Origin of the sequence: Microbacterium sp. 3J1 (genome assembly GCF_001049495.1) — a bacterium.
Classification (GTDB): domain Bacteria; phylum Actinomycetota; class Actinomycetes; order Actinomycetales; family Microbacteriaceae; genus Microbacterium.
In genome coordinates this window covers 17,154-42,549 of the sequence record NZ_CDWI01000001.1, presented here as the reverse complement: position 1 = coordinate 42,549, position 25,396 = coordinate 17,154, and the positions used below count along the sequence as shown (strand labels likewise).

27 protein-coding genes are annotated in these 25,396 nt (G+C 69.0%); 23 read left to right on the top strand and 4 right to left on the bottom strand.

From position 1 onward, the window contains the following. The first annotated feature begins 47 nt into the window (after window positions 1-47). The 3 genes from ftsE (at window position 48) to smpB (ending at window position 2,567) form a co-directional block, all read left to right on the top strand. Window positions 48-1,103 carry a cell division ATP-binding protein FtsE gene (gene ftsE, locus BN2660_RS00210; RefSeq protein ID WP_091225768.1) on the top strand — a complete coding sequence of 352 codons (1,056 nt, stop codon included), beginning with the start codon at window positions 48-50 and terminating at the stop codon, window positions 1,101-1,103. Continuing rightward, window positions 1,100-2,014: a permease-like cell division protein FtsX gene (gene ftsX / locus BN2660_RS00205; protein ID WP_091225765.1), complete on the top strand. Its 915-nt coding sequence runs from the start codon at window positions 1,100-1,102 to the stop codon at window positions 2,012-2,014. The genes ftsE and ftsX overlap by 4 nt, the downstream gene beginning before the upstream one ends. 76 nt (window positions 2,015-2,090) lie before the next feature. After that, window positions 2,091-2,567: an SsrA-binding protein SmpB gene (gene smpB / locus BN2660_RS00200; protein ID WP_091225760.1), complete on the top strand. Its 477-nt coding sequence runs from the start codon at window positions 2,091-2,093 to the stop codon at window positions 2,565-2,567. Here the strand turns inward: smpB and BN2660_RS00195 are convergent, their stop codons facing one another. Together BN2660_RS00195 and lexA are read right to left on the bottom strand one after the other, a co-directional pair. Beyond that, on the bottom strand, window positions 2,568-4,430 hold the full coding sequence (locus BN2660_RS00195; RefSeq protein ID WP_091225758.1) for a S9 family peptidase: 1,863 nt from the start codon (window positions 4,428-4,430) through the stop codon (window positions 2,568-2,570). A gap of 120 nt (window positions 4,431-4,550) precedes the next feature. After that, entirely contained in the window at window positions 4,551-5,237 is a 687-nt protein-coding gene (lexA, locus tag BN2660_RS00190; RefSeq protein WP_091225754.1) for a transcriptional repressor LexA, read from the bottom strand. Window positions 5,238-5,518: 281 nt separating this feature from the next. Between lexA and BN2660_RS00185 the strand changes: the two genes are divergently transcribed. Genes BN2660_RS00185 through hisH form a run of 4 tightly spaced genes read left to right on the top strand, consistent with a single transcriptional unit; the run spans window position 5,519 to window position 8,276 of the window. Further along, the gene (locus tag BN2660_RS00185; RefSeq protein ID WP_091225751.1) at window positions 5,519-5,881 is read left to right on the top strand and encodes a LysM peptidoglycan-binding domain-containing protein; all 363 of its coding nucleotides are present in this window, start codon (window positions 5,519-5,521) and stop codon (window positions 5,879-5,881) included. 48 nt (window positions 5,882-5,929) lie between these two features. Continuing rightward, window positions 5,930-7,024, top strand: coding sequence for a histidinol-phosphate transaminase (locus tag BN2660_RS00180; protein ID WP_176697029.1), 1,095 nt, complete (start codon window positions 5,930-5,932; stop codon window positions 7,022-7,024). After that, window positions 7,021-7,638, top strand: a complete 618-nt coding sequence (gene hisB / locus BN2660_RS00175; protein WP_091225748.1) for an imidazoleglycerol-phosphate dehydratase HisB — start codon at window positions 7,021-7,023, stop codon at window positions 7,636-7,638. The genes BN2660_RS00180 and hisB overlap by 4 nt, the downstream gene beginning before the upstream one ends. Continuing rightward, window positions 7,635-8,276, top strand: coding sequence for an imidazole glycerol phosphate synthase subunit HisH (gene hisH, locus BN2660_RS00170; RefSeq protein ID WP_091225745.1), 642 nt, complete (start codon window positions 7,635-7,637; stop codon window positions 8,274-8,276). The genes hisB and hisH overlap by 4 nt, the downstream gene beginning before the upstream one ends. A gap of 48 nt (window positions 8,277-8,324) precedes the next feature. Here hisH and BN2660_RS00165 read toward each other — a convergent pair whose 3' ends face one another. Next, complete coding sequence (locus tag BN2660_RS00165) at window positions 8,325-9,125, bottom strand: MinD/ParA family ATP-binding protein (RefSeq protein ID WP_176697028.1); 801 nt, start codon at window positions 9,123-9,125, stop codon at window positions 8,325-8,327. A 915-nt stretch (window positions 9,126-10,040) separates the two neighbouring features. On the opposite strand from BN2660_RS00165, the gene priA reads away from it, so the two are divergent. The 3 genes from priA (at window position 10,041) to BN2660_RS00150 (ending at window position 12,050) form a co-directional block, all read left to right on the top strand. After that, entirely contained in the window at window positions 10,041-10,787 is a 747-nt protein-coding gene (gene priA / locus BN2660_RS00160; protein ID WP_091225742.1) for a bifunctional 1-(5-phosphoribosyl)-5-((5-phosphoribosylamino)methylideneamino)imidazole-4-carboxamide isomerase/phosphoribosylanthranilate isomerase PriA, read from the top strand. Beyond that, a complete protein-coding gene (locus BN2660_RS00155) occupies window positions 10,771-11,592 on the top strand; it encodes an SseB family protein (RefSeq protein WP_091225739.1) in 822 nt (273 codons plus the stop codon). The genes priA and BN2660_RS00155 overlap by 17 nt, the downstream gene beginning before the upstream one ends. 65 nt (window positions 11,593-11,657) lie before the next feature. Further along, window positions 11,658-12,050 (top strand): hypothetical protein, encoded by a 393-nt coding sequence (locus BN2660_RS00150; protein ID WP_091225736.1) that lies wholly within the window; start codon window positions 11,658-11,660, stop codon window positions 12,048-12,050. Window positions 12,051-12,090: 40 nt separating this feature from the next. On the opposite strand, the gene BN2660_RS00145 is transcribed toward BN2660_RS00150, so the two are convergent. Continuing rightward, window positions 12,091-12,489 carry a DUF1844 domain-containing protein gene (locus tag BN2660_RS00145; protein ID WP_091225734.1) on the bottom strand — a complete coding sequence of 133 codons (399 nt, stop codon included), beginning with the start codon at window positions 12,487-12,489 and terminating at the stop codon, window positions 12,091-12,093. Between the two features lie 231 nt (window positions 12,490-12,720). Between BN2660_RS00145 and infC the strand changes: the two genes are divergently transcribed. From infC to pheT, 13 genes are all read left to right on the top strand, one after another. Further along, on the top strand, window positions 12,721-13,371 hold the full coding sequence (gene infC, locus BN2660_RS00140; RefSeq protein ID WP_255304980.1) for a translation initiation factor IF-3: 651 nt from the start codon (window positions 12,721-12,723) through the stop codon (window positions 13,369-13,371). Window positions 13,372-13,442: 71 nt separating this feature from the next. Then, a complete protein-coding gene (gene rpmI, locus BN2660_RS00135) occupies window positions 13,443-13,637 on the top strand; it encodes a 50S ribosomal protein L35 (protein ID WP_060927878.1) in 195 nt (64 codons plus the stop codon). Between the two features lie 32 nt (window positions 13,638-13,669). Beyond that, on the top strand, window positions 13,670-14,056 hold the full coding sequence (rplT, locus tag BN2660_RS00130; protein ID WP_045252681.1) for a 50S ribosomal protein L20: 387 nt from the start codon (window positions 13,670-13,672) through the stop codon (window positions 14,054-14,056). A gap of 102 nt (window positions 14,057-14,158) precedes the next feature. After that, a complete protein-coding gene (locus tag BN2660_RS00125) occupies window positions 14,159-14,971 on the top strand; it encodes a TrmH family RNA methyltransferase (RefSeq protein ID WP_091226175.1) in 813 nt (270 codons plus the stop codon). 86 nt (window positions 14,972-15,057) lie between these two features. Next, complete coding sequence (locus BN2660_RS00120) at window positions 15,058-15,711, top strand: response regulator transcription factor (RefSeq protein ID WP_255304814.1); 654 nt, start codon at window positions 15,058-15,060, stop codon at window positions 15,709-15,711. 6 nt (window positions 15,712-15,717) lie between these two features. After that, window positions 15,718-17,094 carry an ATP-binding protein gene (locus BN2660_RS00115; protein ID WP_176697027.1) on the top strand — a complete coding sequence of 459 codons (1,377 nt, stop codon included), beginning with the start codon at window positions 15,718-15,720 and terminating at the stop codon, window positions 17,092-17,094. Next, a complete protein-coding gene (locus tag BN2660_RS00110) occupies window positions 17,091-18,071 on the top strand; it encodes a TAXI family TRAP transporter solute-binding subunit (protein WP_091225727.1) in 981 nt (326 codons plus the stop codon). The genes BN2660_RS00115 and BN2660_RS00110 overlap by 4 nt, the downstream gene beginning before the upstream one ends. A gap of 355 nt (window positions 18,072-18,426) precedes the next feature. Continuing rightward, the gene (locus tag BN2660_RS00105; protein ID WP_091226169.1) at window positions 18,427-19,173 is read left to right on the top strand and encodes an amino acid ABC transporter ATP-binding protein; all 747 of its coding nucleotides are present in this window, start codon (window positions 18,427-18,429) and stop codon (window positions 19,171-19,173) included. A gap of 46 nt (window positions 19,174-19,219) precedes the next feature. After that, window positions 19,220-20,128: a glutamate ABC transporter substrate-binding protein gene (locus BN2660_RS00100; RefSeq protein ID WP_091226166.1), complete on the top strand. Its 909-nt coding sequence runs from the start codon at window positions 19,220-19,222 to the stop codon at window positions 20,126-20,128. 60 nt (window positions 20,129-20,188) lie between these two features. Beyond that, entirely contained in the window at window positions 20,189-20,845 is a 657-nt protein-coding gene (locus BN2660_RS00095; RefSeq protein ID WP_091225724.1) for an amino acid ABC transporter permease, read from the top strand. Next, window positions 20,842-21,783: an amino acid ABC transporter permease gene (locus tag BN2660_RS00090; protein ID WP_091225722.1), complete on the top strand. Its 942-nt coding sequence runs from the start codon at window positions 20,842-20,844 to the stop codon at window positions 21,781-21,783. The genes BN2660_RS00095 and BN2660_RS00090 overlap by 4 nt, the downstream gene beginning before the upstream one ends. 48 nt (window positions 21,784-21,831) lie before the next feature. Continuing rightward, window positions 21,832-22,872, top strand: a complete 1,041-nt coding sequence (gene pheS / locus BN2660_RS00085) for a phenylalanine--tRNA ligase subunit alpha (protein ID WP_091225720.1) — start codon at window positions 21,832-21,834, stop codon at window positions 22,870-22,872. Then, window positions 22,872-25,376 (top strand): phenylalanine--tRNA ligase subunit beta, encoded by a 2,505-nt coding sequence (gene pheT, locus BN2660_RS00080; protein WP_091225718.1) that lies wholly within the window; start codon window positions 22,872-22,874, stop codon window positions 25,374-25,376. Before pheS ends, pheT begins: the two co-directional genes overlap by 1 nt. Window positions 25,377-25,396 lie beyond the last annotated feature (20 nt).

Below are 25,396 nucleotides of genomic sequence, written 5' to 3'. Positions count from 1 at the left end.
GTGTCGCTCGCAGGCAGACGATTCCCCGCGCTTAGGCTCGAACAGCCATGATTCGGTTCGAGAACGTCACGAAACGCTATCGCGGGACCGCCAGGCCCGCTCTGTCCGGCGTCGATTTCGAGGTCCAGCGGGGAGAGTTCGTCTTCCTCGTGGGTGCTTCGGGGTCGGGGAAGTCGTCGTGTCTGCGGCTGATCCTCCGCGAGGACGTGCCCACCACGGGTCGCGTCGCGGTGCTCGGACGCGACCTGCGATCGCTCGCCAACCGCAAGGTGCCGTACTTCCGTCGTCACATCGGATCCGTCTTCCAGGACTTCCGTCTGCTGCCGTCCAAGACCGTCTATCAGAACGTCGCCTTCACCCTCCAGGTGACGGGCTCCTCCCGCGGCTTCATCCAGCAGGCGGTTCCCGAGGCGCTGGCACTGGTGGGTCTCGAGGGGAAGCAGAAGCGGATGCCGCACGAGCTGTCGGGCGGAGAGCAGCAGCGCGTCGCCATCGCCCGCGCTCTCGTGAACCGTCCGCAGGTGCTCCTCGCCGACGAGCCGACGGGCAACCTCGACCCCGCCACGTCGGTGGACATCATGCAGCTCCTCGCCCGGATCAATGCCGGTGGGACCACGGTGCTGATGGCCACGCACGAGGCGGCGTTCGTGGATCAGATGCAGCGCCGCGTCATCGAGCTCCGCGACGGCGAGATGGTGCGCGACGAGGTCCACGGCGGATACGGAGACACCTCGAACATCCCGCGCCTCGTGCCGGAAGAGGTCAGGGGAGCGGCCGCGGCCGCAGCCCTGACAGCCGTGCAGGAGGTGCAGCGTCAGACCTCCGACCTGTCGCTGGTGCGGGCGGCGCTGGCCGAGGAGCTCAGCGCGCAGCGCAAGGCCGCGGCATCCGCCCCTGACGCCGTGCCGACGGCATCCGAGACTCCGGAGGCGCAGGCGGCGCCCATCGAGCCGCAGGTCGACGAGACGCCTGTCGAGGCGCCCGCGGCCGTCGGCCCGCGCACGCATCCGATCCTCCTTCCCCAGGTCGACGTCGCGGAGCTCGGGGTGGCCGATCGCCTCGGCCTCTCGGACGATGCCGAGGAAGTGGGGCCGACGTCATGAGGATCGGGCTCATTCTCGCGGAGGCCCTGGGCGGCCTCCGCCGAAACATCTCGATGGTGATCTCCGTCGTGCTCGTCACCTTCGTCTCGCTCACCTTCGTGGGAGCGGCGATCCTGATGCAGGCGCAGATCGGCACCATGCGCGGGTACTGGACCGAGCGCGCGCAGGTCGCGATCTACATGTGCTCGGACATCTCCGAGTCGCCGACCTGCCTCGACGGCAGAGCGACCGAAGACCAGGTCAACGCCGTGCGCGGCCAGCTCGAGGGTGAGGCTCTGGCTCCTCTCATCAGCGAGCTGACGTTCGACACCAAGGAAGACACCTACGCCAAACTCGTCGAGCAGCTGGGCGAGGATCAGGCGAGCGTCATCTCCCCGGAGCAGGCGTTCGAGGTCTTCTTCGTGACGATGAAGGATCCGGGGCAGTCGCAGGTCATCGCCGAGGCGTTCAACGGCGTGGGCGGCGTCGAGCAGGTGCAGGATCAGCTGCAGTATCTCGAGCCGCTCTTCTCGGCGTTGACCGTGGCGACCTACATCGCGGTGGGTATCGCGGCACTGATGCTGATCGCCGCGATCCTGCTCATCGGCACGACGATCCGATTGTCGGCGTACGCGCGCCGCAAGGAGATCGGCATCATGCGTCTCGTGGGCGCGTCCAACCGCTTCATCCAGACGCCGTTCGTGCTGGAGGGCGTCTTCGCCGCGTTCCTCGGCTCGGTGCTCGCCAGTGCCGCGGTCGTCGCCGGCCTGCATTTCGGCGTGGAGGGCTATCTCCGCGGCCGTGTCCCCTTCATCACGACCTGGGTGACGATGCAGGATGCTGTGCTCGTGGTCCCGGTGCTCATCGGCATCGGAGTGGTGCTCGCCGCGCTGTCGGCCGGCTTCGCGATCCGTCGCTGGCTGCGTACCTGACCCGGGCTCCGGTATAGACTGACAGGCTGCTCACGACTCGTGGGTTGCGGAGCCCGTCGACACACAGGAGAGAATCATGCCCAGGGAACGCGGGGAGAAGGTCATCGCGACCAATCGTCGCGCACGTCACGACTACAACATCGAGAAGTCGTACGAGGCGGGGATGGTGCTCACCGGCACCGAGGTGAAGTCGCTGCGCCAGGGGCGCGCGAACCTCAGCGACGGGTACGCGTTCGTCAAGGGGAACGAGGTGTTCCTCGACTCGGTGCACATCCCCGAGTACTCCCAAGGGCACTGGACCAATCATTCGGCGAAGCGCATCCGCAAGCTCCTGCTGCACCGCGAGGAGATCGCGAAGCTGCAGCATGCCGTCTCCGCGGGCGGCTACACGCTGATCCCTCTCAAGCTCTACTTCTCCGACGGCCGCGCCAAGGTCGAGATCGCGCTCGCGAAGGGCAAGAAGGAGTACGACAAGCGGCAGACTCTGCGCGAGCGGCAGGACACTCGCGAAGCCGAGCGCGCCATGCGCCTCCGCAACCGCGTCGGGGAGTGATCAGCCTGCGGGTGTGAAGCCGAACACCCGCCCGAGGAACGCGAGCTCGCGCTCGAGTGCGTCGACGATCGTCTCTGACGCGCGGAACCCGTGTCCCTCGCCCGGGTAGAGCACGTACTCGTGGTCGACGCCCCGCGCCTCGAGCGCATCGCGGATGGCCTCGGACTGGGTCGGCGGCACGACTCCGTCGTCGGCACCCTGCATGAGGAGCACGGGCACGTCGATGCGGTCCGCGTGCGTCAGTGGCGAGCGTTCTCCGTACAGCCTCTCGGCCTCAGGGAGGGGGCCGACGAGGCCCTCGATGTAGTGAGCCTCGAAGTCGTGCGAGTGCTCGGCCAGCATGCGGAGGTCGGCGACCCCGTACCGGCTGATGCCCGCGGCGAACGTGCCGCCGCGTACCAGTGCGCACAGGACCGTCCATCCGCCGGCGGAGCTGCCTCGGATCGCGATGCGGTCGGGGTCCGCCAGGCCGGTCTCCGAGAGCGCCACGGCAGCGGCGGTCACGTCGTCGACATCTGCCACGCCCCATTGCCCGTCGAGGCGCTCGCGATAGGCCCGGCCGTATCCCGTCGAGCCGCCGTAGTTGACGTCGAGGACGCCGATGCCACGACTCGTCCAGAACGCGATCGCAGCGGATGCGGCGCCGGTGACGTGCGCCGTGGGTCCGCCGTGCACCAGGACGATGTACGGCGGGAGTTCGTCCTCGGGGGCGGATACCCCCGGATTCGCGGGCGGATACGCGAACGCATGCACCGGTCCCTTCGGCCCGTCGACGACCACAGGCGTCGCCGACCGCATCCACGACGCGTCCGTGGGGGCGCCGCCGGCGATCGTGACGACGTCGCCGGAATCGATGTCCACGCACCACAGGCCGGGCGCCGTTGTCGAGCCGCTGCCCGAGAGCAGGACGCGGGGACCGGATGAATCATCGACGCTGATGTGCCCGTCGACGGCGAGCTCGAGGGGGCGAGCGCTGCCTGCGGGGTCGATGACGACGACCTCGTCCCGCCCGTTGGTGCGCACGGCGACGACGCGACCGTCGTCGAGCGGGCGATACCAGCGGTTGCCCAGCACCCACAGGCCGTAGCCGGTGTCGGCGTCGACCTCGTCGAGGCGATCGGGGGAGCCGAGCGGCCCCAGCGCATCGTCGAGTCGCTGCCGGTGCAGGGCCCACCGACCCGACGGGTCGTCGGCGTAGAGGAGCTCGTCGGGCGCGAGCCACTCGGGCTGGAGAGCCGCACGTGTGGCCAGAGACGTGGTCCCGTGCTCGTCGGCGAGGGCGAGCGTGGCGCTCTGCCACGGCATCCGCTCTCCGTCCCATTCCACCCACGCGACGCGTGATCCGTCGGGAGAGACGGCGGGATGCGCGTAGAACTCCTCTCCCTCGACGATGACGCGCAGCGCGCCGGGGTCTTCGGCCGCCGAGCCGTCGAGCGGGATCTGGACGATGCCGCGCCGATGCGGCGAGGCGGAGAGATCCTCGCGTACGGCCACTAGGCGGCCGCTCTGCAGGCGAAGGCCACCGTGCGCGGGGCCGGCGGGGGTCAGGGGCTTCGGCCGGGCACCACGCGCGACGCGGTACACGCGCTGGTCGCCCGCGTCGACGAAGTACAGGGTTCCCTCCGCGTCCGCCGTCCAGGCGCCGCCGCCGTACTCGTGCACACGGGAACGGGCGCTCCAGGGAGCGGGGAGCACTTCGGCGCCGGATGAGCTGCGCACCGTGACGCGTCCGCCATCTGCGGGGACCGACTCGCCCCACCAGATCTCGTCGCCGACGAAAGCGGCGCCGTCGATGCGCGGGGACGACGCCGCGACAGCAGCCGGAGAGAAGGGGGACGGCCAGGTGCCGTAGGGCGAGGGCATGGTTCGAGCCTACGGCGACCGCGCTCACCGCGTCACGCGGAATGCGGAGTCCGGGGTGACGACGGACGTACGAGGGCCCCTCCTGATCGGAAGGGCCCTCGTGCGTGTGCTGCAGCGCGATCAGACCGCGCGGAGCACCGCGACGATCTTGCCCAGGACGACGGCCTCGTCGCCGAGGATGGGCTCGAACGCCGAGTTGCGCGGGAGCAGCCAGGTGTGGCCGTCTCGGCGGCGGAGGACCTTGACCGTCGCCTCACCGTCGAGCATCGCGGCGACGATCTCACCGTTCTCGGCGCTGTGCTGAGAGCGCACGACGACCCAGTCGCCGTCGCAGATGGCCGCGTCGATCATCGACTCGCCCGAGACCTTCAGCATGAACAGATCGCCCTTGCCGACGAGCTGGCGCGGCAGCGGGAAGATCTCCTCGACCTGCTGGTCGGCGGTGATCGGCACGCCGGCGGCGATCCTGCCGACGAGCGGCACGAGGGCGGCGTCTCCCACCGGCGTCGCGACGTCGGCGGGACTCTCGGTGCTCGTGCCCGGCAGATCGATGAGCACCTCCATGGCTCGGGTCTTGCCGGGATCACGGCGCAGGTAGCCGCTGAGCTCGAGCTGGCCGAGCTGGTGGGTGACGCTGGAGAGCGACTTCAGCCCGACCGCGTCGCCGATCTCACGCATGCTCGGCGGGTATCCGTGGCGACTGATCGATGACTGGATGACCTCGAGGATCGCCATCTGCTTGGGGCTCAGGCTCTTGCGACGACGGGTGCGCGGCGCCTCGGATTCGGGGGCGGAGATGTCGCTCATGGTGCTCCTCAGGTGTGCTGATCCGGCGTCTCGGTGCGAATGTCGGAGGCCCGTGGTGGGGTGTCGTTATCGAAACCGTATCCGACGAGAGCGCCGATGGGGAATATCTGTTCGAGCGTGTCGGTTCTTTTGCGGAGCAGGTTTCGAAGAAGTCTTGACAGATATTCGAATTCGAAGATACCTTCGGAACGTAGCTTCGCATTCTCGGCTCCCGGCCGAGCCGCGGATGCGAACGCTACGCCAACTTCACCGCCCAAGCGGGAGATGCAGAGGAGCACGACATGAGCACCATCACCTTCAGCAACGCAGCAGTCATCACGGCGGGTCCCGCGACGCGGCTCCGTCTGACGGCGCGCGGCCGTCGCGTGGTGCTGGCTGTGGCGGCGGTGCCGCTCGCCGTCGGCATCGCTCTCGCAGCTCTCAGCGGAGGCAGCGCCATGGCTTCGGGGCAGCAGGTCGCCACCGCGAGCTTCGAGACCGTGACGGTGATGCCCGGTGACACCCTCTGGGCCATCGCCGAGAGCGTCGCGCCGACGGCCGACCCTCGCGAGGTCATCGGCGAGATCACGCGTCTGAACCTGCTCCAGGGCGGGGCGCTGCAGATCGGCCAGGAGCTGGCCATCCCTGCCCAGTTCTCCGAGTGACCGGCACCGGTCGGCAACTGGGCGAGAGGGTGCGATACGCGGCCTACCATGGGAAGGGTGACTGCTTCACTCGCTGACCTGCCGCTTCGCGACGACCTCCGTGGACTCACCCCCTACGGGGCTCCGCAGGCGCCCTTGCCCATCGCCCTGAACGTCAACGAGAACACGCATCCGATCCCGGATGCCGTGGCGAGCGACATCCTCGATGACATCGCCGTCGCGCTGCGCGACGTGAACCGGTATCCGGACCGCGAGTTCACCACTCTGCGAGAAGGATTCGCCGAGTATCTCGGGCACGGCCTCACGGCTGACCAGATCTGGGCCGGCAACGGATCGAACGAGGTCCTGCAGCACATCCTGCAGGCGTTCGGCGGCCCGGGGCGCACGGCCTTCGGGTTCAGTCCGACCTACTCGATGTATCCGCTGATCGCGCAGGGGACGGGAGCCCGGTGGCTCAGCGCACCCCGGCAGCCCGACTACACGATCACGCCGGAGGACGCCGCCGCGCAGGTCGCAGACGCCGACCCCGACGTCATCCTGCTCTGCTCTCCGAACAACCCGACCGGGACCGCGCTCGACCTCGACGTCGTCGACGCCGTCTATGAGGCGTCTCGCGGGATCGTCATCGTGGACGAGGCCTATCAGGAGTTCGCTCCGCGGGAAGCAGCGTCTGCCCTCACCCTCCTCGAGGGGCGCCCGCGACTCGCCGTCTCTCGCACCATGAGCAAGGCGTTCGCCTTCGCGGGTGCCCGCGTCGGGTACCTTGCCGCCGACCCCGCATTCATCGACGCGCTGCGCCTCGTGCGGCTTCCGTACCACCTCAGCGCGCTCACCCAGGCGGCCGCGATCGCCGCTCTGCGCAATGCCGACGTCATGCTCGGGATGGTGCAGGAGATCATCGAGCAGCGGGACCGGATCTCCGCGACACTGGAGGCGCTCGGCTACACGCCGCACGAATCCGGTGCGAACTTCGTGCTGTTCGGCGGCGTCGCTGATCCGAAGCGCGTGTGGCAGCAGCTGTACGATCGCGGCGTGCTCATCCGTGACGTCGGCATCCCTCACCACCTGCGCGTCACGGCAGGCACCGAAGCGGAGACCACCGCGTTCCTCGACGCACTCGCCTCGATAGGATCGGCTTCATGAGCGACACCGTCCAGCCCCCGCGCACAGCCTCCCGAGTACGCAGCACGTCGGAGTCCACCGTCGAGCTCGAGCTGAACCTCGACGGCACAGGGGCAAGCCGCATCGACACCTCGGTGCCGTTCTTCGACCACATGCTCACGGCCTTCGCGAAGCACTCGCTCACCGACCTCACGGTGCGAGCCTCGGGCGACACGCAGATCGACGCGCACCACACCGTCGAGGACATCTCCATCGTGCTCGGCCAGGCGATCCGCGAGGCGCTGGGCGACAAGTCGGGCATCTCCCGCTACGGCGACGCACTCGTGCCGCTCGATGAGGCGCTCGCGCAGGCCGTCGTCGACATCTCGGGCCGCCCGTACCTCGTGCACACCGGCGAGCCTGCCGGCTTCGAGCACCACCTCATCGGGGGCCACTTCACGGGCTCTCTCGTGCGACACTCCTTCGAGGCGATCACCTTCAACGCCGGGCTCACGGTGCACGTCCGCGTGCTCGGTGGTCGCGACCCGCACCACATCGCGGAGGCGGAGTTCAAGGCATTCGCCCGCGCCTTCCGCGAGGCGAAGGCCCTCGACCCGCTCGTCGACGGCATCCCGTCCACGAAGGGCGCGCTGTGAGCGGCGCACCGAAGGTCGCCGTATTCGACTACGAGTCCGGCAACGTCCACTCGGCCGTCAAAGCGCTCGTGGCAGCAGGTGCGGATGCCGTGCTGACCCGTGATCGCAAGGAGGCGCTCGAGGCGGACGGTCTCCTCGTACCGGGCGTCGGCGCCTTCCAGGCCGTGCGCGATGCGCTCTCCGCGCACGGGGGCGACGAGATCATCGACCGTAGACTCGCCGGCGGACGGCCGGTGCTCGGCATCTGCGTCGGGATGCAGGTGCTCTTCGAGCGCGGCGTCGAGCGGGGCCACGACTCGACGGGTCTCGGCGAGTGGCCCGGCGCGGTCACGGAACTCAACGCATCGGTGCTGCCGCACATGGGATGGAACACCGTCGAGCCGGGGTCCGACTCCGTGCTGTTCAAGGGCATCGAGCAGGAGCGCTTCTACTTCGTGCACTCCTACGCGGCGCAGTCGTGGGAGCTCGACGTGATCCCGCCGTTCCCGCAGCCCGTGCTGACCTGGAGCACGTATGGCGACCCGTTCCTCGCGGCCGTGGAGAACGGTCCGCTCTCGGCGACGCAGTTCCACCCTGAGAAGTCCGGTGAGGCCGGCATCCAGCTGCTGCGCAACTGGGTGACGAGCCTGCGCGACTGAACGCGATCACGAGACCGCGAAACCGTCGCACGCCGCGGCTGACCGCCGTCAGAAGCCCCGGGCGACGGCTGCGGCCGCCGAGAGCCATGCACGCTGAGACGAAGAGGCGAGCGCACCCAGACGCAGGTGACCGTCGACCATCTCCCGGTCGAACGGGATGCGGACCACTTCGCGAGCGAGCGATTCGTACCCGGAGACGACGTCCGCGACGTCGGCGGCGGTCGCCTTCGGGTCGGCCTGGCTGACGACGACGACCGACTCACGCGCGAGGCGCGCCGACCGTTCGTCCCGATCCTCGAGAGCCTCGAGGAGGAGCGCTCCGGCCTCGGCGTGGTCGTCCCTCGTGGTCGTCGCGACGACGATCTGATCGGCGAGATCGATCATCCGGAGCCACATCGGGTCGGATTCATCGTTCCCGGAATCGATGATGATCAGACGGTAGAACTTCGCCGCGACCGCATGGATCGCATCGACGTCGCCGGGGCTCAGACGGTTCTCGTGCGCGAGCCGGATCGGCTTCGATCGCAGCACGTCGTACTTCTCCTGAGGCTGGTGGTGGACGAAGTGCGCGAGGTCCGCGGACTGGCCGTGGGCGCCGAGCAGCCGCTGAGTCTGCGGGAGCAGCTCGAGAAGCGTGCGGTCGTGCGCGCCGGTCTCGGTGCGCCAGCCGAGGGTGCCGCGGGTCTGATTGTTGTCCCACGCGAGGACGCCCGCGCCTCCGTACTGCGCGAAGACCGCCGAGAGGAGCACCGTCGCCGGGGTCTTCCCCGCTCCGCCCTTGCCGTTGACGACGGCGACCGTGCGGGGACCCGGCCAGTGCCGGCTGACGGCGTGCTCGTCGTCTCGCACCGCCCGTTCCCTGGCATTGGGGCCGAGCGAGAATCCGACGCGGTTGAGGAGACCTCTCCCGCCCTGGCGAGCGGGCTGCTCCCGAGGCTCCTGCTGCAGGAAGGATCGGCGCTCGGCGCCCTCCGCGCGCTCACGACGGCCGTCCGACGGCGACGCCTCCGGCTGCGGCAGAGGAGGAAGGGATGTTGATGACGCGGTCCCGTCCGTCGTGACTGTGCCCGGCGTCGTTCGGCCTTCGGCTGCTGCGGAGCCGGCGGTCGGTACGGCGGGGGGTGCAGAGGTCGGAGGGACCGGTGCGGGAGAGACCGGGACGACCGGCGCGGTGGGAGACGGCGCCGCGGTGGGCGGGGAGGCGGGGCCCTGCGGGACCGACGCTGCCGGGGCGGATGGCGGGACCGTGGGCGCAGTCGGCGCCGTGGGAACGGCGGGGGCCGTGGGAACAGCCGGTACGTGTGCTGTCGTCGCTCCCGGCTCATCGCGCTGCGGCGTGCCGTCGGTGGGGACGCTCGACACCGTGGGCGGAGCGGGGATGATCGGGCGGGGTGCGGCCGTCGACGCTGCAGCGGCTGCAGCGGCCCGGGTCATCGGCACGCTCGGTGGCGGCGGGATGACGGGATCCGGGCCGGGTTCCGGTGCGCGGGGAGGGGTGTTCGAAGCGGACTGCCCCCGGTCGTCGGTCGCGGGGGCGTCCGGACCCTCGGCGGGGGTCGGGTTCCCCCGTCGCAGGGGTCCGCCTCCTCGTGGTTCCGCATCGCGCATCATCGACCATCTCCTCACGAACCGAATACGTGTGTTCGAGGCTACCGCGTGGCGCCCGTCGATCAGGGCGGCCATCAGTTTGAGGCGGGAGGACGCGCGGGCTAATGTCGAGTCTCGTGCCGATGAATCGGCGCTCCCATCTCATCTGAGGACGTCATGAACGACTTCGCGCAGTCCCCCTCTCTCACTCTGCTCCCCGCCGTCGATGTGGCGGGCGGCAAGGCGGTCCGTCTCACCCAGGGAGAGGCCGGCACCGAGACCAGCTACGGCGACCCGCTGGACGCCGCGGGGGAGTGGGTCGCACAGGGCGCCCAGTGGATCCACCTCGTCGACCTCGACGCCGCCTTCGGCCGCGGCAGCAACGCGCCGATCCTGCGCAAGGTCATCAAGCAGTTCAAGAACGTCAGCGTCGAGCTGTCCGGCGGCATCCGCGACGACGCGACGCTCGAGGCGGCCCTCGAGAGCGGCGCGAGCCGCATCAACCTCGGCACCGCCGCACTCGAGAACCCCGAATGGGCCGCCGACGTGATCGGCCGGTACGGCGAGGCGATCGCGGTCGGGCTCGACGTCCGCGGCACGACGCTCGCCGCCCGCGGCTGGACGAAGGAGGGCGGGGACCTCTGGGAGGTGCTCGAGCGCCTCGAGGACGCCGGGTGCAGCCGCTACGTCGTCACCGACGTCACCAAGGACGGCACGCTGAAGGGCCCGAACCTCGAGCTCCTGCGCGAAGTGACCTCGCGCACGCCGAAGCCGGTCGTCGCCTCGGGCGGCATCTCGAACCTCGATGACATCGCCGCTCTGCGCGAACTCGTGCCGCTCGGCGTCGAGGGTGCCATCGTCGGCAAGGCTCTGTACGCCGGTGCGTTCACCCTCGCTGAGGCGCTGGATGTCGCAGGAGACTGACGGCGTCTGCGACCACGGCCCTCATGGTCGTGACGCGCACGACGGCGCTCACGGGGCCGGCGATTCCGCGGGCGTCCCGTGGGAGGGACGCAGCTTCGAGCCGAACGCGCACGCCGCGGACGACGGATCCGCCGACCCCGCGCTGCTCGCCGCCCTGCTGAGGTTCCGCGCGGGCGACGGATCGCAGGTCGAGGTGGTCGACGCGTTCCGGACGGCGCGGGTGCTGATCCCGCTCATCGCGGAGAAGGGCGAAGAGGGCGTGGCGCCCAGCGGTCTCGCGGTCGACAAGACGCAGGAGCTCTCCATCGTCACGGTGGCGGCTCCCGACGGGCGCCGCGTGCAGCCGGTCTTCTCGTCGGTCGAGGCGATGCGGCGATGGGACGCCACTGCCCGTCCGATTCCTGTCGAGGCCACACGGGCCGCCCTCGCGGCGTCCGCCGAAGACACCGACCTGATCGTCCTCGACCCGACCTCCGAGACGGAGTTCGTGCTCCGCCGCCCCGCCGTGTGGGCCATCGCGCAGGGGCAGCCGTGGGAGCCGAGCTTCGTGTCGCCGGAGGTCTTCCGCGCGCTGCAGGAGAGCGTCGCCCACGAGCTCGCCGTCATCGACGTGGCCGTCGCCGCCGGGGATCCGGATGCCCGTCTGCGCGGCCCCGAACTGGTCGTCGTGCTCGAGCTGGTCGACGGCCTCGAGCGCGAGGTGCTCGACGCCGTGCTGGCCCGGCTGGCGCAGAGATGGGCCGGGGACGACCGCATCGCGGTGCTCGCCGATTCTCTGACGGTCAAGCTCCGCCGCTCGGCCTGACTCCGCCGCTCCGCCTGACTCCACCGTCCTTACCTGACTCCGCGGGCCTTCGCTAGGGTGGCGGCATGCACAGGGCGGCCGTCGCGGCGATCGGACTGGTCGTCGCGCTGCTGCTGCCGGGGTGCGCGACCGCGTGCCCGGCGATCGGGTGGTCGAACGGCGTCGAGATCGATGCGTCCGCCTACGGCTCCGATGTCTTCCTTCAGGTGTGCTCGGATGCCGGCTGCTCCGCTGCGCCGGGCGTGGTGCCTACACCGGAGAGCGAACCCTCCGTTCCCGCACTGGGGGAGGCCGGCACGGTGCACTTCGGATTCGCCGCGCCGGACGAGATCACGGTGCGCGTGTACGACATCTCCGGCATCCTGCTCTCGGAGTCCGAGGAGCCCATCGCCTGGACGCACTCCACGGAACCGTGCGGTGGACCCTCGACGGCGCCGCCGCTGGTCCTCCGTCCCTGACACCGCGGACGCGCGGACCGGCGGAGTCCGCGCGCGGGAGCTAGTTGACCGGTCCCGTCCACTTCTCGCCGGGACCCTTGCCGATCGGGTCGGGGATGGGCGAGGCCTCACGGAACGCGAGCTGCAGCGAGCGGAGTCCGTCACGCAGCGAGCGCGCGTGCATGTCGCTGATCTCGGGTGCGCCGGCGGTGATGAGCCCGGCGAGGGCGTTGACGAGCTTGCGGGCTTCGTCGAGGTCGAGCTGCGCGGCGGCATTCGGGTCGTCCGCGAGGCCGAGCTTCACGGCCGCGGCGCTCATCAGGTGCACGGCCGCCGTGGTGATCACCTCGACGGCGGGGACATCGGCGATGTCCCGGGTGGCGGACGACGCCGCCTCCTCCTGTCGGGCCCAGCGCTCTTCGCGCTCGCGTGCAGCCTCGTCCGATGCCTGGTTCGTCACTTCGCCTTGCCTTCTGTTAGACTATGTCGGGCTCCGGAGCGTCATGCTCCGGTACGAAAGAGGATTCACTTCCCACCCGCGCTTGCCGTTCCAGGCTACCGGGTCTTGCACTCCGCCGGATCGCGTCGTCAGACCGATCGGGTAGACAGGGTGCGAAGCCGGCATCTGAACGCCGGCGGGTGGGGACGATTCCGATTTCGCTCCGGGTGCTGACAGCATCCCGGTGGCCGAATCCCATCGTCTAAGGAGTTCCGCATCAGCGATCCCCGCACCAATGAGCGCATCCGCGTCCCCGAGGTCCGCCTCGTCGGCCCCGCGGGTGAGCAGATCGGCGTCGTCCGCATCGAGGCGGCGCTGCGCCTTGCGCAGGAAGCCGACCTCGACCTCGTCGAGGTCGCCCCCAACTCGAAGCCGCCCGTGGTCAAGATCATGGACTACGGCAAGTTCAAGTACGAGGCTGCCCAGAAGGAGAAGGAAGCTCGCCGCAACCAGGCGAACACCATCCTCAAGGAGGTCCGCTTCCGTCTGAAGATCGAGGCTCACGACTACACGACGAAGCTCAAGCGTGCCGAGGGCTTCCTCAAGGCCGGCGACAAGGTCAAGGCCATGATCCTGTTCCGCGGTCGCGAGCAGTCGCGCCCCGAGCAGGGCGTCCGTCTGCTCCGCAAGTTCGCCGAGGACGTGGCAGAGCTGGGAACGGTCGAGTCGAACCCGACCATCGACGGTCGCAACATGGTCATGATCGTGGCTCCGCTGAAGAGCAAGTCCGAGGCGAAGCAGGAGCAGAACGCGGTACGCGACGCTCAGCGCGCGGACAAGAAGCAGGCTGCTCGCGAAGCCAAGACCGATGCGGACGCACCGGCCGAGGCCGCAGCGGAGTAACTCCGCCCACACACTCCCGCACCGCGGGTTGACACCGTCGCCTGAGAAGGCGCCATACGAAGGAAGAGAAGATGCCGAAGCAGAAGACCCACTCGGGTGCTAAGAAGCGCTTCAAGATCACCGGCAGCGGCAAGCTGAAGAAGCAGCAGGCCGGGATGCGCCACAACCTCGAGCACAAGTCGAGCCGTCGCACCCGTCGCCTCAACCAGGACCAGGTTCTGTCGAAGGCAGACTTCAAGGTCGCCAAGAAGCTTCTCGGCCGCTGAGCGCCCGAACGCACGAATAGGAACACAGGAAAATGGCAAGAGTCAAGCGGGCTGTAAACGCCCACAAGAAGCGCCGGGTCATCCTCGAGCGCGCCTCCGGCTACCGCGGTCAGCGTTCGCGCCTCTACCGCAAGGCCAAAGAGCAGGTCATCCACTCGCTGGTCTACTCGTACCGTGACCGTCGCAAGCGCAAGGGCGACTTCCGTCGTCTCTGGATCCAGCGCATCAACGCCGCGGCACGCCAGAACGGCATCACGTACAACCGCTTCATCCAGGGCCTCGGCCTCGCGGGTGTCACGGTCGACCGTCGCATGCTCGCCGACCTCGCGGTCAACGACGCGGCCACGTTCACGACCCTGGTCGAGACGGCCAAGAAGGCTCTGCCCTCTGACGTCAACGCCCCGAAGTCGGCCGCGTAAGCAGCTCTTCACCACAGAGGACGCTCTCCTTCGGGAGGGCGTCCTCTGTCGTTCGCCGGCTGTTTGCGCGGGAAGACCCTCGCTGTTCTCTAGACTGTGATCGTGCTGGAGAACCCCCGCTCCCCCCGAGTCCGAGCCGTCGCGAAGCTGACCAAGCGCAGCGCGCGCGCCGAGACCGGCCTGTACCTCCTCGAAGGTCCGCAGGCCGTGCGCGAAGCCCTCACCTACAGCCCCGAGGCGATCGTCGAGCTGTTCGCGACGCCGAACGGCTGGGAGAGGCACGGCGACATCCGCGCCAAGGCGACGGATGCCGGTGTCGAGGTCGAGTACGTCACCGAGTACGTCCTCAATGCGATGGCCGACACGGTGACCCCGCAGGGGCTGGTCGCCGTCGTCCAGCAGACGCCGACGTCGGTGCGCGACATCTTCGCCGCGGCTCCGCGTCTCGTCGCCATCTGCGAGGAGATCCGTGACCCCGGCAACCTCGGCACCATCATCAGGGCCGCGGATGCTGCGGGTGCGGACGCCGTGGTGCTCACCGGCCGCACCGTCGATCCCTACAACCCCAAGGTGGTCCGCGCCACGACAGGGTCGCTGTTCCACCTGCCGGTGTCGGTCGGTGCCGACCTCTCGGAGGTCGTGGGGCGCGCCCACGCGGCGGGTCTGAACATCATCGCGGCGGATGTGAAGGGCGACGACCTGCTGCAGGCGCGCGCTGAGGGGGTGCTCGCCGAACCGACGGCCTGGCTGTTCGGCAACGAGGCCCACGGGCTCGAGGACGAGGCGCTGGGTCTCGCCGACCGCGTCCTCCGGCTGCCCATCTTCGGACGCGCGGAGTCGCTGAATCTCGCGACCGCCGCGAGCGTGTGCCTGTACGAGAGCGCATTCGCCCAGCGCGCCGCCGCCCTCGCCTGACCGCGGAGCATCCGCACGCACCTGCGCTGATAGGTTGGTCCCTGCGTCAGCGGAGAAGGGGACCGGAGTCGATGCGGATTCTGATCGTGGAAGATGACGAGCGCGTCGCCGCCGCGCTCGATGCCTTCCTGGTGCGGTCCGGCTACGCCACCGCCCGCGCGGCGGACGGGGCGTCCGCGCTCACGATGCTCGGTGCGGACACGGAGGTCGTGCTGCTCGACCTCGGACTCCCCGACACGGACGGCATCGACCTCTGTCGACGGATCCGCGGTCGATCGGATGTCCCCATCGTCATCGTGACCGCTCGCAACCAGGTGACCGAGCGCATCAGAGGCCTGCGCGCCGGAGCCGACGACTTCGTCGTCAAGCCCTACGACGTGCATGAGCTGCTCGCCCGCATCGAGGCGGTCACGCGACGCGCGCGTCCCGTGCATCCGGAGTCCGAGGCACGGGTCCGCGTGCAGGACGGCGTCGTCGAGATCGACCTCGTGGCCCGCCAGCTCCTCATCGATAGGACGCTCGTCGAGCTGACCCGCAAGGAATTCGACATCGTCGCGATGCTCGCCCGGTATCCGGGCGTGGCGGTGCCGAAGGAGCGTCTCATCCGCGAGGTGTGGAACACGGACTGGCGTGGCTTCGGGCATTCCCTGGAGGTCCATGTCGGCGCCATCCGCAAGAAGGCGGGGCAGCAGCGGCTCATCGAGACCGTGCGGGGCGTCGGCTACCGTCTGGCGGGCTGATCCGTCGTGCGCAGGCGCCTCGTCATCGTCTTCCTCGTGCCGCTCGTCGCGATCCTCCTCTCTCTCGGCGGTGCGACCGCCTGGAGTGCCACCCGCAGCATCCAGCAGGCGTTCTACACGGAGCAGCTCGGCGATCTCGGCTACTTCGTGACCAGCGCCAGGCAGGCTCTGCGCTCGGGCAGCCCTGCCGTGGTCGCCGCCGAGGCGCAGCGCTTCCAGGAGGTCTACGGCATCGACGTCGTCGTGTTCGACCTCTCGGGCAGCGTATGGGCGTCGGCCTCGCGAGACGTGGCGGTGCTCGGGGAGGACGAGTCGGCGCGCGTCGGCCTCGCGCTCTCCGGTCGTCGGGCCGAGGCTCCCGCACCCGTCTTCCCCTGGAGCGCCGCGGACTCGTCGCTGGTCGAGCCGGTGTTCGACGACGGCGATGTCATCGGAGCGGTGATGGTGACGGCCGACTCGGCGGTGCCGCGCACGCGGATGCTCCAGCAGATCGTCGTGCTCTCGGTCGTCGCCGTCGTCTCGGTCCTTCTCGGCGTCCTCCTGATCCTCCAGCTGTCGCGGTGGGTGCTGTCGCCCGTGCGACGCCTCGACGAGGCCATGATCGCGATCGAGGGCGGCGCGATGGACGCCAGGGTGGCGGAGGACACCGGCCCTCCGGAGCTTCGGCGGATGACCCGGGTGTTCAACGGCATGGCGGACGAGATCGAGCGCGTGATGACGCGTCAGCAGGAGTTCGCCCTCAATGCGTCGCATGAGCTGCGCAATCCGCTCAACGCCCTGCTGCTGAGGGTCGAGCACCTCGCGACCGGCCTCGGCGACGAGTGGCGGGACGACATCGAGGAGACGCGCGAGGAGGGGCGGCGCATGGCTCGCATCCTGGAGACCCTTCTCGGACTCGCACGCGACGGGCGGCCGGAGACGACCGTGTCGACGGTCGATCTCGACGCACTGGCGACGAGACGTGTGGAGGAGTGGCGAGAGGTCGCCTCGCGTCGGGGGATCCTCCTGCGGTCGACGGGACGGGCGCCGGTCCTGAGCGTCACGGACCGCACGATCGTCGAGAGCGCGCTGGACGCCGTGATCGACAATGCCGTGAAGTACTCGCCGTCCGGATCGGCGATCGACGTCGAGGCCACCGAGGACGGCGGCCTCTGCAGTGTGACTGTGCGCGATCAGGGGCCGGGCCTCACCCACGAGGAGGTCGCTTTCGCGACGGATCGGTTCTGGCGGAGCGACGACACCGGAGACGCACCGGGCTCGGGCCTCGGACTCGCCATCGCGACCGACCTGCTGGCCGTGATCGGCGGACGGCTGAGCGTCGCATCGCGCGACGGCGGCGGGCTTCAGGTGTCCCTGCTGATCCCCGCAGGCGGCGCGATATGACGACCGCGAGCCGAGGACGGCCCCTCTACCGTCGCATCGCCGTTGCCGCGGCGACGGCCGTGCTCCTCGCAGCGCTGGGCGGCTGCGGCACGAAGGCCGCGGACTGGTCGGACGACCGCTACGCGATCGCCGGCGGTGGTCACGACGGCGTCTACGACGCCTATGGCACCCAGCTCGCCGCCGAACTGGCCTCCGCCCTGGACGTGCGGGTGGCCGCCGTCGAATCCGCGGGCTCCGTCGACAACCTGCTCCGTGTGAGCGCGGGAGATGCGCTGATCGGGTTCGCGCAGGGCGATGCGGCCGCGGATGCCGTGGCGGGCACGGGCGCTTTCGCCGAGCCGCTGCCCGTGCGCGCCATCGCTCGGCTCTACGACGAGTACCTGCATGTCGTGGTGCGTCGGGACTCCGACATCGACGACCTCACCGACCTCGAGGGGAGGACGGTGTCACTCGGCGCCGAGAACTCCGGTGTCAACGTCATCGCGGCGCGCGTGCTCGATGCGGCGAACGTCGACATCGCCGCCGTGCGGGATCGTCAGCTCGATCTGGCCGCCTCGATCAGGGCGCTGGAGGCAGCCGAGATCGAGGGCTTCTTCTGGGTGGGCGGCATCCCGACCCCGGGCATCGCCGCGCTCGCCGAGGCGACGCCGGTACGGGTCCTGCCCGTCGAGCAGTCGTGGGTGAACGAGGTGAACGAGCGCTACTCGCACGCCTATCGACCGTCCGACCTCCCGGTCGGGCTGTACGGGCTGGAGGAGTCGGAATCGACGATGGCGGTGCCGAACTACCTCGTCACGGCCGAGACCACTCCTGCCGGGGTGGTGAAGGACGTGCTCGGCGTGCTGTTCGACTCGCGTGCCCGGATCGCCGAGCACGTTCCGGCCGCTGCGCTGCTCGACAGGACGCAGGCGATCTTCACCGGACCCGTGCCCCTGCATCCGGGGGCGACGGAGTACCACCGCGAGCAGCGCGACTGACGACTCAAGAAATGCTCAAGAAGCTCTCACCGACATCCCCTGCTCTGACAATCTGAGGTTCGATCGCGCACGATTCGACGGAGAATTCAGATGCCACAGGGCCGACGCCTTTCATGCAGGCGGGAGCCCCGACATCCCTTCGTCTCCGCTCGCGGTCGCATCCGATCGGAGGCTTGCTGCCGCGTTCCCGCTGGGGGAGGAGCGAGGCGGCAAGGACGCCCCCACGGTTCGCGGGGGCGGATCGTGGGGCACTCCGTCGCGCGGCGGAACCCTCGCCTTCCCGTCATTACGAACGTGTAAATGTCGACGCGCCTGGTTGGAGCCACGTCTGAGACGTGGCTAGTTTGGAGAAATGATGACCTCTGGTAAGCCCCTCGTCGTGGTCGAAGACGTTCAGAAGCACTACGGCGACTTCCAGGCGCTCACGGATATCAACCTCACGGTGAACTCCGGCGAGGTCGTGGTCGTGATCGGACCGTCCGGTTCGGGCAAGTCCACGCTGTGCCGCACGATCAACCGCCTCGAGACCATCACGAGCGGCACGATCAGCATCGACGGCAAGGCGCTGCCGGCCGAAGGCAAGGGCCTCGCACACCTGCGGGCAGACGTCGGCATGGTCTTCCAGTCGTTCAACCTCTTCGCCCACCTCACGATCCTCGAGAACGTGACTCTCGGTCCGATCAAGGTCCGCGGCATGAAGAAGGCGGATGCCGAGAAGGAGGCGATGACCCTCCTCGAGCGCGTCGGCGTCGCGCAGCAGGCCTCGAAGCTCCCCGCTCAGCTGTCGGGCGGACAGCAGCAGCGCGTCGCCATCGCCCGCGCCCTCGCCATGCAGCCCAAGGTCATGCTCTTCGACGAGCCCACCAGCGCCCTCGACCCCGAGATGATCAACGAGGTCCTCGATGTCATGGTCGAGCTCGCGCGAGACGGGATGACCATGATCGTGGTGACCCACGAGATGGGCTTCGCCCGCAAGGCCGCCAACAGGGTCGTGTTCATGGCCGACGGCAAGATCGTCGAAGAGGCGACGCCCGAGGAGTTCTTCACGAACCCGAAGAGCGACCGCGCCAAGGACTTCCTCTCGAAGCTCCTCACGCACTGACGAGCTTCACAGACCTTTGCACCCACATCACATGAAGGAGACGCACATGCGACGCACACGGACACTGGCAGGAATCGGGATCGCTGCGGCAGCGCTGCTCGCGCTGACCGCCTGCAACAGCGGCAGCCCCTCCAGCCCCGGCGCCGGAACCGGCGGCGAGGAAGGCGAGGACTCCACCTGGTTCGAGGTCGCCGAAGACGTCCAGCTCGAGGGCAGCCCGACGTTCGACGCGATCCAGGAGCGCGACAAGGTCGTCGTCGGCGTCAAGGAGGACCAGCCGGGTCTCGGCTACCTCGACGTGACGACGGGCGAGCGCACCGGCTTCGACGTCGACATCGCGCGCTGGATCGCCGCGTCGCTCGGGTACGACGAGGACAAGATCGAGTTCAAGCCGATCGCCTCGGCGAACCGCGAGCAGGCGATCACCAACGGCGACATCGACTACTACGTCGGCACCTACTCGATCAACGACAAGCGCAAGGAGCTCATCGACTTCGCGGGTCCGTACTTCATCACCGGTCAGGGACTCCTGGTCGCTGCTGACGCGGAGGACGCCGAGGCGCTCGAGGACTTCAACGGAAAGACCGTCTGCTCGGCGACGGGCTCGACGCCGATCCAGAACATCAAGGCGAACTTCCCGGAGATCAAGACGCAGGAGTACGACCTGTACTCCGCCTGCGTCCAGGACCTCATCGACGGCAAGGTCGACGCGGTGACCACCGACCAGGCGATCCTCATCGGCTACGCGGCCCAGTACCCGGATGACGTCAAGGTCACCGGCGATCTCTTCACGGAGGAGCGCTACGGTGTCGGCCTGACGAAGGGCGACGATGCGCTGCGCACGCACATCAACGAGCTCTTCACCGACGGTGGCGACATCTGGCAGGCGATCTTCGACGCGAACCTGGGTTCCAGCGGCATCGAGGTCGAACAGCCCGAGGTCGACGCGTACTGATCGACATGGGCGGCCTCCTCAGGGAGGCCGCCCATTCATTCCTGAAGAAGGGAGGGTGGCGTGGACGTCATCTTCGGCAACCTCGATCTGTGGGGGCAGGCGATCAGCAACACGCTGATCGTGTTCTTCGCAGGCGGGATCATCGCGCTGATCCTGGGCCTGATCGTCGGGGCGATGCGTGTATCCCCGGTGCCCATCGCGCGCGGCGTCGGCACGGTCTACGTGAACACCGTGCGCAACACCCCGCTCACCCTCGTGTTCTTCTTCTTCGTCTTCGGGTACCCGCAACTCGGGTTGCCCGATCTGTCGAACCTCGTGCTCGGCATCCTCGCCATCGGCATCTACACGGCCACGTATGTGGCTGAGGTCCTGAGGGCGGGCATCAACACGGTTCCCGTGGGCCAGGCCGAGGCCGCGCGCGCGATCGGTCTTCCCTTCGGCCAGGTGATGGGACTCGTGATCCTGCCGCAGGCATTCCGCTCCGTCGTACCGCCGATGATGAGCGTCTTCATCGCGCTGCTCAAGAACACGACCGTCGCAGCCGGATTCTCCGTCGCCGAGCTCGCTGCTCTGCGATCGACCATCAACGATTCGGCCGACCGCCCCGGCAATCCCATGGAGGTCCTCCTCTGGGTCGCCGTGGTGTTCGTCGCCCTGGTGCTGCTGTTGAGCTGGCTGCAGCGATATCTCGAGAACCGTTGGAGGATCGCGCGATGAGCTCCGTACTGTACGACGTCCCGGGACCGCGCGCGATCGCCCGCAACCGGCTCATCGCCGTCGCCACCATCGTCCTCGTCCTCGCGGCCGTCGGCTTCATCGTCTACCGCATGGCGGAGACGGGCCAGTTCTCGGCCGAGAAGTGGTTCGTGTTCACGTTCTCCAACGTGTGGATGGGCATCCTCAAGGCCCTGGGCAACACGCTCGCCGCGTTCGCTCTGGCGGCCGTCCTCAGCGTCATCCTCGGGTTCGTGCTGGCGATCGGTCGACTCTCCGAGCACGCCTGGGTGCGCATCCCTGTGACCGCGATCACCGAGCTCTTCCGTGCGGTCCCGGTGCTGGTGTTCATGATGCTGCTCTACTACGGCCTTCCCGTGGTCGGCATCAAGATGGATCCGTACTGGGCTGTCGTGATCGCGCTGATGGCGTACAACGGCTCCGTGCTGGCAGAGGTGCTGCGAGCCGGCGTCGAGTCGCTGCCTCGGGGTCAGAAGGAGGCCGGCTACGCGATCGGACTGCGCAAGAGCGGCGTGATGCGCCTCATCCTGCTGCCCCAGGCGATCCGGGCGATGCTCCCCGTGATCGTCGCCCAGCTGGTCGTGACGATGAAGGACACCGCTCTCGGCTTCATCATCACCTATCCGGAACTGCTGTACTACGCCAAGCAGCTCACGTCGCAGCAGGGTCGTCCCATCCTCCAGTCCGCCTTCGTCATCGGCGGCATCTACATCATCATGTGCCTCATCCTGTCGGGCATCGCGAAGTGGGTGGAGATCCAGACGCGGCGCTCGCCCAAGGTGAAGGCCATCCATGCGGCAGAGGATCCTCGCCAGCACGGCGACGGCACCGATACCGAGCTCATCACCCTGCAGCGCGGGGGGAGCGGGTTCGGCGGCACCGGCGGTGTCGGCGGGCTGGACAGTTCCGATCCGAAGTGAGGTCCACCGGCGCGGGGCGACCGCCTCGCGCCGGTAGACTCGACTCTCGTGTCTGAGTCTCCCGAAATCACCCCGGAAGCGGTCGAATCCGCCGTCGCGGCAGCCCTCGAGGCGATCGCCGCAGCCGCCGATACGACCGAACTGAAAGCCGCTCGCGCCGCACATGTCGCCGACGGCTCTCCGCTCGCCGTGCTCAACGCCTCGATGCGCCAGGTCGCGCCTGAGAACAAAGCCGCGTTCGGCAAGCTCGTCGGCCAGGGGCGTGGCCGCGTCACCCAGGCGCTCGCCGCCAAGGAGGCCGAGCTCGCCGCTGCAGAGGTCGCCGCCCGGCTCGAGGCCGAGCGCGTCGACATCACCGCGGTCCCATCCCGTTCGCGCGTCGGCGCCCGGCATCCGCTCACTCTCCTCAGCGAGCAGATCTCCGACATCTTCGTCGGCATGGGATGGGAGATCGCCGAAGGCCCCGAGCTCGAGCACGAGTGGTTCAACTTCGACGCCCTGAACTTCGACGTCGACCACCCCGCCCGCCAGGAGCAGGACACGTTCTACGTCGATCCGACATCGCGTCACCTGGTGATGCGCACCCACACGAGCCCCGTCCAGGTGCGCTCGATGCTCGATCGCGAGCTGCCGATCTACGTGCTGTGCCCCGGACGCGTCTACCGCACCGACGAGTTCGACGCGACGCACCTTCCCGTGTTCACCCAGTTCGAGGGCCTCGTCATCGACAAGGGCATCTCGATGGCGCACCTCAAGGGCACGCTCGACCACGTGGCACGTCAGCTGTTCGGCCCCGAGGCCAAGACGCGCTTTCGCACGAACTTCTTCCCCTTCACCGAGCCGTCGGCCGAGCTCGACCTGTGGCACCCGACCTTCAAGGGCGGCGCCCGCTGGATCGAGTGGGGCGGCTGCGGCATGGTCAATCCGAACGTGCTGCGTGCGGCGGGGATCGATCCCGACGTCTACAGCGGCTTCGCGTTCGGCATGGGCGTCGAGCGCGCACTGATGTTCCGCAGCGATGTGCAGGACATGCGGGACATGGCCGAGGGCGATGTCCGTTTCAGCGAGCAGTACGGGATGGTGGTGTGATGCGCGTCCCGCTTTCGTGGCTGCGTGAGTACGTCGATCTGGCAGCGGATGCGACGCCGGAGGATGTGCTCGAGGCGATGGTGTCCGTCGGTTTCGAGGAGGAGGACATCCACCGCTTCGACATCACGGGCCCCGTCGTCGTCGGACAGGTCGTCTCTCTCGAGCCCGAGCCGCAGTCGAACGGCAAGACCATCAACTGGTGCCAGGTCGACGTGGGCGAGGCGAACGGCGGAGTCCGCGGAATCGTCTGCGGAGCCCACAACTTCGTCGTCGGCGACAAGGTCGTCGTGACCCTTCCCGGTGCCGTGCTTCCCGGTCCCTTCCCGATCGCCGCCCGCAAGACGTACGGACACGTGTCCGACGGCATGATCGCCTCGGCACGCGAGCTGGGCCTCGGCGACGAGCACAACGGCATCCTCGTGCTCGCCGACCTCGGTATCGACGCTCCCGTGGGCACCGACGCGATCAGCCTGCTCGGTCTCGACGACGTCGCGGTGGAGATTAACGTGACGCCCGACCGCGGCTACGCATTCTCCCTTCGCGGTGTGGCGCGCGAGTACTCGCACGCCACGGGAGCGAGATTCCGCGACCCCGCGGAGCGCGACTTCGCCGAGCTGCAGCCGGGAACGGGCCACACGGCAGTCGTGGACGACGCGGCCCCGGTGCGCGGTCGCGTCGGCGCGAGCGAGTTCGTCACGCGCGTCGTGCGGAACGTGGACCCTGCCCGCCCGACCCCGCCGTGGATGATCGCTCGGCTGTCGCTCGCGGGCATGCGCTCGCTGGGCATCCTGATCGACATCACGAACTACGTGATGCTCGAGCTCGGACAGCCGCTGCACGGATACGACCTCGACAGGCTCGCAGGCGGGATCATCGTGCGACGCGCGACCCCGGGCGAGAAGATGACGACGCTCGACGGGCAGGAGCGGAGGCTGCACGTCGAGGACCTGCTCATCACCGACGAGTCGGGGCCGATCGGCCTCGCCGGCGTCATGGGCGGCGGAACCACGGAGATGAGCGACTCGACGCGCAACGTCCTCATCGAGGCGGCGACCTTCGACCCGGTCACCATCGCACGCACGGCACGCCGCCACAAGCTGCCGAGCGAGGCCTCCAAGCGCTTCGAGCGCGGCGTGGATCCGCTGGTCCCGTTCGTCGCGGCCCGTCGGGCGGCCGACCTCATGGTCGAGCTCGCCGGCGGCACGCTCACCGACGAGGGCGGCGCGCTGTTCTCCGAGGTGTTCGTCGCGGACATCGAGCTGCCGCGCGGCTTCGTGCAAAGCCTCATCGGCGTCGACTACACCGATGTCGAGATCGAGGACGCCCTGACCATGATCGGAGCCGAGGTGACCGGCACGGATGCAGGGTGGACGGTCATCCCGCCCACCTGGCGCCCCGATCTCACCGATCGATGGTCGCTGGCGGAGGAAGTCGCCCGCATCCACGGTCTCGACCGCATCCCGTCGGTGCTGCCGACCCCGCCGTCCGGCCGAGGCCTCACCGCGTTCCAGCAGGGGCGTCGCCGGGTGGCGAACGCTCTCGCCGCAGCGGGACTCGTCGAGACGCCGTCGTTCCCGTTCACGACCGACACGGAGAACGACCTGCACGGGTCCGCATCGGGAGAGCACCTGCCCAGCATCCGCCTGGCGAACGCGCTCGACGGCTCCGCCCCGTTCCTGCGGCGCTCGCTCGTGCCTGGTCTGCTGCAGATCGCGCACCGCAACATCTCGCGCGGATTCACCGACCTCGCCCTGTTCGAGACGGGAACCGTGTTCCTGCCGGAGCCCGGTGTCGACTACGGCACGGACGCGGTGCCGCCGCTCGGTGTCCGCCCGTCGGACGAGACGCTCGCGGAGCTGAACGCGTCGATCCCGCCGCAGCACAACCATGTCGCCCTGCTGCTCACCGGCAACGTCATCCCGCGTCAGCCGGGTCGGTCAGCCGAGGCGACGGGCCTGTCGGAGGCGCTCGATGCGGTCCGCGTCATCGCGGCGGCCGTCGGCGTCGACATCGACGTCGTCCAGACGCAGCGGGCGGCACTCCACCCCGGACGCACCGGTGCGCTGGTCGTCGGCGACGTCGAGGTGGGCTACGTCGGCGAGCTGCATCCCGACGTGGCCGCCGAGGCTGACCTGCCCGGCCGCGCCACCGTCGTGGAGCTCGACCTCGACGGCATCCTGGGACTCGCCGGTGATCGATCCGTCGCGGCATCGCTGTCGACCTTCCCCGCGGCGACGCAGGACGTCTCGCTCGTCGTGGGCGCCGACGTCCCGGCCGGCGAGGTGCGGGCGGCGCTCGTCGAAGGCGCGGGAGCTCTGCTGGAGTCGCTGCGCCTCGTCGACGACTACCGAGGCGACGGGCTGCCCGAGGGGAGCAAGAGCCTCACCTTCGCACTGCGCTTCCGCGCGGACGATCGCACGCTGACCGCAGCGGAGGCGACCGATGCGAAGCTCGCCGGCGTCGAGGTCGCCGCTCAGCGCTTCGGCGCGACCATCCGCGACTGACCCCGGCCGGTACGCGGACT

Coding starts and splice junctions, on each gene's coding strand:
- ftsE (WP_091225768.1), top strand. CDS start 48: ATGATTCGGTTCGAGAACGTCACGAAACGCTATCGCGGGACCGCCAGG.
- BN2660_RS00110 (WP_091225727.1), top strand. CDS start 17,091: ATGACGACCGCGAGCCGAGGACGGCCCCTCTACCGTCGCATCGCCGTT.
- BN2660_RS00090 (WP_091225722.1), top strand. CDS start 20,842: ATGAGCTCCGTACTGTACGACGTCCCGGGACCGCGCGCGATCGCCCGC.
- BN2660_RS00155 (WP_091225739.1), top strand. CDS start 10,771: ATGTCGCAGGAGACTGACGGCGTCTGCGACCACGGCCCTCATGGTCGT.
- priA (WP_091225742.1), top strand. CDS start 10,041: ATGAACGACTTCGCGCAGTCCCCCTCTCTCACTCTGCTCCCCGCCGTC.
- hisB (WP_091225748.1), top strand. CDS start 7,021: ATGAGCGACACCGTCCAGCCCCCGCGCACAGCCTCCCGAGTACGCAGC.
- lexA (WP_091225754.1), bottom strand. CDS start 5,237: ATGAGCGACATCTCCGCCCCCGAATCCGAGGCGCCGCGCACCCGTCGT.
- ftsX (WP_091225765.1), top strand. CDS start 1,100: ATGAGGATCGGGCTCATTCTCGCGGAGGCCCTGGGCGGCCTCCGCCGA.
- rpmI (WP_060927878.1), top strand. CDS start 13,443: ATGCCGAAGCAGAAGACCCACTCGGGTGCTAAGAAGCGCTTCAAGATC.
- BN2660_RS00180 (WP_176697029.1), top strand. CDS start 5,930: ATGGGAAGGGTGACTGCTTCACTCGCTGACCTGCCGCTTCGCGACGAC.
- smpB (WP_091225760.1), top strand. CDS start 2,091: ATGCCCAGGGAACGCGGGGAGAAGGTCATCGCGACCAATCGTCGCGCA.
- BN2660_RS00195 (WP_091225758.1), bottom strand. CDS start 4,430: ATGCCCTCGCCCTACGGCACCTGGCCGTCCCCCTTCTCTCCGGCTGCT.
- BN2660_RS00105 (WP_091226169.1), top strand. CDS start 18,427: ATGACCTCTGGTAAGCCCCTCGTCGTGGTCGAAGACGTTCAGAAGCAC.
- pheT (WP_091225718.1), top strand. CDS start 22,872: ATGCGCGTCCCGCTTTCGTGGCTGCGTGAGTACGTCGATCTGGCAGCG.
- BN2660_RS00100 (WP_091226166.1), top strand. CDS start 19,220: ATGCGACGCACACGGACACTGGCAGGAATCGGGATCGCTGCGGCAGCG.
- rplT (WP_045252681.1), top strand. CDS start 13,670: ATGGCAAGAGTCAAGCGGGCTGTAAACGCCCACAAGAAGCGCCGGGTC.
- BN2660_RS00185 (WP_091225751.1), top strand. CDS start 5,519: ATGAGCACCATCACCTTCAGCAACGCAGCAGTCATCACGGCGGGTCCC.
- BN2660_RS00150 (WP_091225736.1), top strand. CDS start 11,658: ATGCACAGGGCGGCCGTCGCGGCGATCGGACTGGTCGTCGCGCTGCTG.